Consider the following 258-nt stretch of genomic DNA (forward strand, 5'->3'; position numbering starts at 1 on the left):
CAGGAATCCGACGTGAGCGCGGAAGGCTCGCATCAGGACGCGGCCCCGCAAGAATCGGAAAAGGCCGAGGAACCGGCCCCGAGCCTGAAACACACGCCCCGCGCTCAAGTGCGTGCACTGGCCCGAGCACGTGCCCGCGCTCAGCGTCAGCCGTCGCGCCTGCTGGCCGGTATGTTCCAGCGCGCCGCCGTCTAAAGACCGCACAAGTCATAGGGGATTAGTTGACACGTGTTCTCTAGTCCCCTAGAATTTGTCTTG

General features: G+C 63.6%; 1 protein-coding gene. It reads left to right on the forward strand.

Annotation, left to right across the window (positions count from 1 at the left end; all coding sequences use genetic code 11):
* On the forward strand, nt 1-195 hold a 195-nt coding region (locus AC1RPQ_RS08560), incomplete at its 5' end, for a hypothetical protein (protein ID WP_481762358.1).
* Nucleotides 196-258: the final 63 nt, after the last annotated feature.

This window comes from Dellaglioa sp. CoH-57-MRSF-21 (genome assembly GCF_056781915.1).